A 6,196-nucleotide genomic window follows, 5' to 3' on the forward strand; every position below is an offset into this window, starting at 1 on the left:
GTATCGCAAGCGGGGGGATTTGAAAAGCTGCAGCTTTGCCCTGCCTTTACCTTTCGGTCCGGCGGGGCTAGGTCTGAGCCAAGGAGACCCCCATGGCCAGCCAAGCTTTTGAAGACCTCGCCGATACCTTCGAATTCCTTGGGGATTGGGAAGAGCGCTACCGCCATGTGATCGAGCTTGGCAAGGCCATGCCCGCACTGGACGACACGTTCAAGGTACCCGCCCTGAAGGTGCAGGGCTGTGCCAGCCAGGTCTGGCTGCGGCCGCAGATCTCGGAGGGGCGCTTTGACTTCCAAGGTGATTCTGACGCGATGATCGTGCGCGGGCTGATCGCCGTGCTGCACAACCTCTATTCCGGCCTGACGCTGGCCGAGGTGCTGAAGGTCGATGCCCCGGCGGAACTCGCGCGGCTCGGGTTGAATGACCATTTGTCGGCGCAACGCTCGAACGGGTTGCGCGCAATGGTGGAGCGCATCCGCAAGGTCGCGGGCGAGGCGCTGGCCGGTTAGATGGGCAAATTGCCCATCCTACGGCGCCAAACTTACAAACGTTCGACGCTGACCGAGGGGTAGAAGGCCAGATAGCCTGCGATGGACTGCATCGCCTCGATCGGGCGCTCATAAGTCCAGACCGCGTTTTTCAGCCCGGCGACCGAGAAATAACTCGCCTGACCCTTCCACGGGCAGGTGGTGGCGTGATCGGTCGGGGTGAACAGCGTCATGTCCATATCAGCGCGCGGCAGGTAGAGGACCGGGTCGTGCCCGGCCTCATCCAGAAAAAGCGCCGCGGCGGTTTCGCCGAGGACGGTATCGCCGACGCGCACCCGGTAGCGGCCCGGGGCGGGCGTGACATGTATTGGCAGTCCCATCAGAGCACCTCACAAGCGTTTTGCGCCCAGGCCAGGGCATCGGGCGACAGGCGGGGGCCGAGTTTGGCCAGAACCTCGGCGTGATAGGCGTTGAGCCAGGCGCGCTCACCGGGGGCGAGGGCCTGAGTCAGGATCAGGCGGCGGTCGAAGGGGACGAAGGTCAGCGTCTCGAAGGCCAGCTGATCGCGGTGATCGCCGATCCTGGCGGCCTCTTCCACCACGATCAGGTTCTCCAGCCGGATGCCAAAGGCGCCCTCGCGGTAATAGCCCGGCTCGTTGGACAGGATCATGCCGGGCTCGAAGGGCACCTCGTTGATCCGGCTCAAGCGTTGCGGGCCTTCATGGACCGAGAGGAAGGCACCGACGCCATGCCCGGTGCCATGGTCGAAATCCTGCCCCGCCATCCAGAGCGGCGCCCGCGCCAGGGGGTCAAGGTCGCGCCCCGAAAGCCCGCGCGGCCAGCGCGCCCGGCTGATCGCGATCATGCCTTGGAGGACGCGGGTGTAACACTCCCGCGCTTCATCGCCCGGATCACCGACCGCGATGGTCCGGGTGATATCGGTGGTGCCGTCGAGATATTGCGCGCCCGAATCGACCAGCAGCAGTTCGTTGGCGCCGATGCTGCGGTTGCTTTCCTCGGTCACGCGGTAATGCATGATGGCGCCGTTCGGGCCCGCGCCGCTGATCGTGTCGAAGGAGATGTCATGCAGCGCATTGGTCGCGCGGCGGAAACCTTCCAGGGCTTTCACCACGTCGATCTCGGTCAAGCCACCTTTCGGCGCCTCAGCATCGAGCCAGGTGAGGAATTCCACCATCGCCGCGCCATCGCGCAGATGGGCGACCCGCATGCCCTCGATCTCGGCGGCATTCTTGCGCGCCTTGGGCAGGCGGCAGGGATCATCGCCCCAGACCACATCGCTGACCAGCTGCGAGATGGCGAGGGGGGCGGTGGTCTTGTCGACCCGGACCTTGCCCGGGAGCGCCTTGAGGGCGGGGATGAAGGCTTCGGGCGGTTGCACCGTGACATCCGGGCCAAGCGCGGCCAGAACCTCCGGCCCGATCTTGGCGGGAGCGGTGAAAAGCGTGACCCGTCCATCGGCCTGCAGGATGGCAAAGCCTTGCAGGATCGGGTTTTTCGGCACATCGGCGCCGCGGATGTTCAAGAGCCAGCAGAGCGAATCCGGCAGGGTCAGCACGGCGGCATCCTGGCCCGCAGCGCGCAGTTCCGCGCCCAGCCGGCCCCGCTTGGAAGCAGAGCTTTCGCCGGCAAATTCAAGCGGATGGATGAAGGCCTTGCCACAGGGCGCCGCGGGCTGGTCGGGCCAGATCGCATCGACCAGATTGGCCACGGGGCGCAGGGTGACGCCACCGGCAAGTGCCGCCTCGATCTTGGCGATCTCGTCGGCGGTGTGGAGCCAGGGGTCAAAGCCCACCACGCCTGCGGCCAGATGTTCGGCGATCCAGGGGCCGGGCTTGACCTCGGGCCAGGGGACCGGGGTGAAATGCGCCAGATCGACCTGACCCTTGACCTGGGTCCGGTAGCGGCCGTCGATGAAAACCCCGGCAATCTCGGGCAGCACGATGCAGAAGCCGGCGGAGCCGGTGAAGCCGGTCAGCCACTGCAACCGCTCGTCGCGGGAGGCCACATATTCACCCTGATGCGCATCGGCGCGCGGGATGATGAAACCCGCAAGCCCCTCGGCCTGCAAAAGGCCGCGCAGATCGGCCAGACGTCCCGGCCCCTGGGCGGGCGAGGCATGGCTGTCAAAGGTCTGAAACATGTCCGCTCTCCCCGCGCACGATTTTTCTGCGAAAAATCGGTTCTGTCCTGCACTCTGATTTTTCGCAGAAAAATCGTGGCCTTATCCCGCCCTGCGGCCCTTGAAAGCCCGCTCGCGCTTTTTCGCATCCACCTCGAAGAGGCTCGCCAGCTGTTCGGTCATCGCCCCCGCCAGCTGTTCGGCATCGGTGATGGTGACGGCGCGCTGGTAGTAGCGCGTCACGTCATGGCCGATGCCGATGGCGATCAGTTCCACCGCCTTGCGGCGTTCGACCATCGCGATCACATCGCGCAGGTGTTTTTCCAGGAAATTCGCCGGGTTGACCGAAAGGGTGGAATCATCGACCGGCGCACCGTCCGAGATCACCATCAGGATCTTGCGCGCTTCTGGCCGCGAGAGCATCCGGCGGTGCGCCCATTCCAGCGCCTCGCCGTCGATGTTTTCCTTGAGCAAGCCCTCTTTCATCATCAGGCCCAGATTGGGCCTGACCCGCCGCCACGGCGCATCGGCGCCCTTGTAGATGATGTGGCGCAGATCGTTCAGACGGCCCGGGCCGGGCGGGCGCCCGTTGGCCAGCCATTTCTCGCGGCTTTGACCGCCCTTCCAGGCGCGGGTGGTGAAGCCGAGGATCTCGACCTTCACGGCGCTGCGCTCCAGGGTGCGGGCCAGAACATCGGCACAGATTGCGGCAATCGAGATCGGGCGGCCGCGCATCGAGCCGGAATTGTCCAGAAGCATCGTCACGCAGGTGTCGCGGAACTCGGTGTCCTTTTCCTGCTTGAACGACAGGGGGGTCGTGGGATTGGCCACGACCCGCGCCAGGCGGCCGGCATCCAGCGTGCCCTCTTCCAGATCGAACAGCCAGGACCGGTTCTGCTGGGCTTGCAACCGGCGCTGCAGCTTGTTGGCCAGGCGAGAGACGGCGCCTTTCAGCGGTTCCAGCTGCTGGTCGAGATAGGCGCGCAAGCGTTCCAGTTCGGCAGGCTCTGCCAGATCCTCGGCCTTGACCTCTTCGTCGAACTCGGTGGTATAGGCCGCGTAGAGCGGGTCTGCCGCCGAATGCGGGGCAGGGGGCGGCGGCTCCAGCGGGGCCTCGCCATCGGGCAGTTCGGCCTCTTCGCCCTGATCGAGGTCGGAGGTCTCCTCCATCGTCACTTCGGCCTGGGACTGGTCGGGCTCGTCCTCCTGGCTTTGTTCGGGCGAGGCTTCGGATTCCTCGCTTTCGTCCTGTTCGGAGCCGGTTTCCTCGGGGTTCTCGTCGCGCTCTTCCTCGCCGGAATCGTCCTGCGGGTCTTCCTGATCCGGGTCATCGCCCAACTGGTCGCCATAGCCGAGGTCGGAAATCACCTTGCGGGCCAGGCGCGCAAAGGCGGACTGATCCTCCAGCACCTCGGAGATATTGGTCAGGGTGCCTGCGGCCTGCTCCTCGATGAAGCCGCGCCACAGGTCCATGATGTTCTGCGCGCCCTTGGGCAGATCGCGCCCGGTGGCCAGATGCCGGACGAGGTAGCCTGCGGCCACGGGAAGCGGCGCTTCCGAGGCGGCGGTGATCTGGGAATAGCCCTTGCGATCGGCCTCATGTGCGATCTTGGCGTCGATGTTGGTCGCAGTTCCCGGCATGGCGCGGGCGCCCACGGCCTCGCAGCGCGCGGTTTCCATCGCGTCGAAAATCTCTTTGGCCAAGGGCCCGGTCGGCGCGTATTTCGCGGCCACCTTGTCGTTGTGGTAGCGGCGCTTGAGCGCAAAAGCATCGGCCGTGCCGCGCGCCAGCAGCACCTCGTCGCGCGTCATCCGGCGCGAGACCTGCGGCAGGCGCACGCCTTCCTTGTTCATCCCCGCCGGATCGACCGAATAGGTCACCGTCATCTCGGGATCATCGGCCATCGTGCGCGTCGCATCGGCGAGCGCCTTCTTGAAGGGATCTGCGGGGTTGTCGAGCGGTTTCATCATGGCCGCAATCTGGCACCCAATCACCGCAGGGGCAAGGTGGGGAAGTGCCTGCCAAGGCGGCATCGCGCCGAAATTTCTACAGGTACATACGTGCAATACCGCACAGCGTTGGCGCGCTATCAGCGAATTGTGATAGACAGGCACCAAGGCCTAATTTGACCCATCGCATAGCAACGCTCTTCAAGGAAGATCACCATGACCAAACCGAAAATCGCTCTCATCATCGGCTCCACCCGCCCGACCCGGTTCGCCGACATTCCGGCGCAATGGATGCTGGCCCAGGCGCAGGCCCGCGAAGACATGACCGTTGAACTGGTCGATCTGCGCGACTTCGACCTGCCGCTCTTCAACGAAATGGCCTCGAACCTCTGGATGCCCTCGTCGGATGCCCGTGCCGTGGCATGGCAGAAGAAGATCGGCGAATATGACGGCTATATCTTCGTCGTGGCCGAGTACAACCGTTCGATCACCGGCGCGCTGAAGAATGCGATGGACCAGGCTTACGTCGAATGGGGCCACAAGCCGATGACCGCGATTGCTTACGGCTCGGTCGGCGGCACCCGCGCGCTGGAGCATCTGCGCAACATCGCGGTGGAACTGCAGATGGTCCCGACCCGCAATGCCGTGCACCTCGGCATGGGCGACTTCTTCAAGGTTCACCCCGGCATGGGCGGTTCGGGCAAGATGTCGGACGTCGAAGCCAACCTGTTGCCGGCGGTCAAATCCTCGCTCGACGATCTGGTCTGGTGGGCCAAGGCCACGATGGCCGCACGCGCTGCGTGATCTGAACTTGAGTGCGGGAAAGGGGGGCGGTTTTCCGCCCCCTTTTTCATTGGCTGAGCAGGAGCGCCGTGCAATCGGCGATCTGGTGCCGGGCGCGGGCTTCGGCCCAGAGGTTCTTTCTCCCGAAATGGGCGACGGCCAGCAGGTCCGCCTCGGCCACCTTGGCTTGCAGGCGCAGGTCCATGGCGTGAACGGCGGTGTCCGGGGTCAGGGTGGCGGTCAGCAGATCGGCCATCTGGTCGCGCAGGCGTTCGGTGGCATCCGAGGCGGGGTCCTGGATCAGCCATTGATATTCCATCAAGGCCGAGAGCCGCCCGGTGCAGGTGGCAAAAAGCCGGGTCGGGTCGGTGTTGGGCAGGGTCTGGGCCGAGGACGAGCCTTCTGGCGCAAGATACGTCAGCGACAGGCCGAGAAAGCTGATCAGCATTTTGCCCATGGGCTGATCATACACCCGTCTTGGTATATAAAGGGTGAGTCCTGCGCCCGCACTTTTTCGCCTGGTTAGATGGGCAGATTGCCCATCCTTGTCTCTTGGCGATCTGCGACAATGGAGGTTGCAGACGAGACCCCGTTCCATCCTTGGGTGCATGAGCCCGTCCGGTAGCTTGGGGCTCGTCTGCGTCTTCGCGTTCAAACCTGAACAGTTGCCTGGGGTGCTGCGCCAACAGACGACCCCGCAGATCAAGGACAGGCCGCCATGACTTTGCCACGGGATTTCATCGGTGTCGACGTTTCGAAGGATTGGCTCGACACCTTCTCGCTCAGCTCCGGTCGGCATGACCGGATTGCCAATACAGAACAGGACCTTGCCCGC

The 6,196-nt window shown here is 64.5% G+C and carries 6 protein-coding genes; 2 read left to right on the plus strand and 4 right to left on the minus strand.

The genetic code is table 11. The features are described 5' to 3' along the window. Positions 1-92 precede the first annotated feature (92 nt). Complete coding sequence (locus AC1DVR_RS22045) at positions 93-509, plus strand: SufE family protein (RefSeq protein WP_478002773.1); 417 nt, start codon at positions 93-95, stop codon at positions 507-509. 32 nt (positions 510-541) lie between these two features. Here AC1DVR_RS22045 and AC1DVR_RS22050 read toward each other — a convergent pair whose 3' ends face one another. From AC1DVR_RS22050 to cobT, 3 genes are all read right to left on the minus strand, one after another. Then, entirely contained in the window at positions 542-868 is a 327-nt protein-coding gene (locus AC1DVR_RS22050; protein WP_478002774.1) for a DUF427 domain-containing protein, read from the minus strand. After that, on the minus strand, positions 868-2,649 hold the full coding sequence (locus AC1DVR_RS22055; protein WP_478002775.1) for an aminopeptidase P family protein: 1,782 nt from the start codon (positions 2,647-2,649) through the stop codon (positions 868-870). The genes AC1DVR_RS22050 and AC1DVR_RS22055 overlap by 1 nt, the downstream gene beginning before the upstream one ends. Before the next feature lie 81 nt (positions 2,650-2,730). Further along, entirely contained in the window at positions 2,731-4,599 is a 1,869-nt protein-coding gene (gene cobT / locus AC1DVR_RS22060) for a cobaltochelatase subunit CobT (RefSeq protein ID WP_478002776.1), read from the minus strand. Between the two features lie 195 nt (positions 4,600-4,794). Between cobT and AC1DVR_RS22065 the strand changes: the two genes are divergently transcribed. Further along, positions 4,795-5,382 carry an NADPH-dependent FMN reductase gene (locus AC1DVR_RS22065; protein WP_478002777.1) on the plus strand — a complete coding sequence of 196 codons (588 nt, stop codon included), beginning with the start codon at positions 4,795-4,797 and terminating at the stop codon, positions 5,380-5,382. Positions 5,383-5,428: 46 nt separating this feature from the next. Here the strand turns inward: AC1DVR_RS22065 and AC1DVR_RS22070 are convergent, their stop codons facing one another. Further along, positions 5,429-5,818, minus strand: a complete 390-nt coding sequence (locus AC1DVR_RS22070) for a hypothetical protein (protein ID WP_478002778.1) — start codon at positions 5,816-5,818, stop codon at positions 5,429-5,431. Positions 5,819-6,196 lie beyond the last annotated feature (378 nt).

The organism is Rhodobacter sp. P2_H5, from assembly GCF_056403335.1.

What these genes read in the sequence shown, in the direction of transcription:
- AC1DVR_RS22055 (WP_478002775.1), bottom strand. Translation starts at nt 2,649, where the DNA reads ATGTTTCAGACCTTTGACAGCCATGCCTCGCCCGCCCAGGGGCCGGGA.
- AC1DVR_RS22070 (WP_478002778.1), bottom strand. Translation starts at nt 5,818, where the DNA reads ATGGGCAAAATGCTGATCAGCTTTCTCGGCCTGTCGCTGACGTATCTT.
- AC1DVR_RS22050 (WP_478002774.1), bottom strand. Translation starts at nt 868, where the DNA reads ATGGGACTGCCAATACATGTCACGCCCGCCCCGGGCCGCTACCGGGTG.
- cobT (WP_478002776.1), bottom strand. Translation starts at nt 4,599, where the DNA reads ATGATGAAACCGCTCGACAACCCCGCAGATCCCTTCAAGAAGGCGCTC.
- AC1DVR_RS22065 (WP_478002777.1), top strand. Translation starts at nt 4,795, where the DNA reads ATGACCAAACCGAAAATCGCTCTCATCATCGGCTCCACCCGCCCGACC.
- AC1DVR_RS22045 (WP_478002773.1), top strand. Translation starts at nt 93, where the DNA reads ATGGCCAGCCAAGCTTTTGAAGACCTCGCCGATACCTTCGAATTCCTT.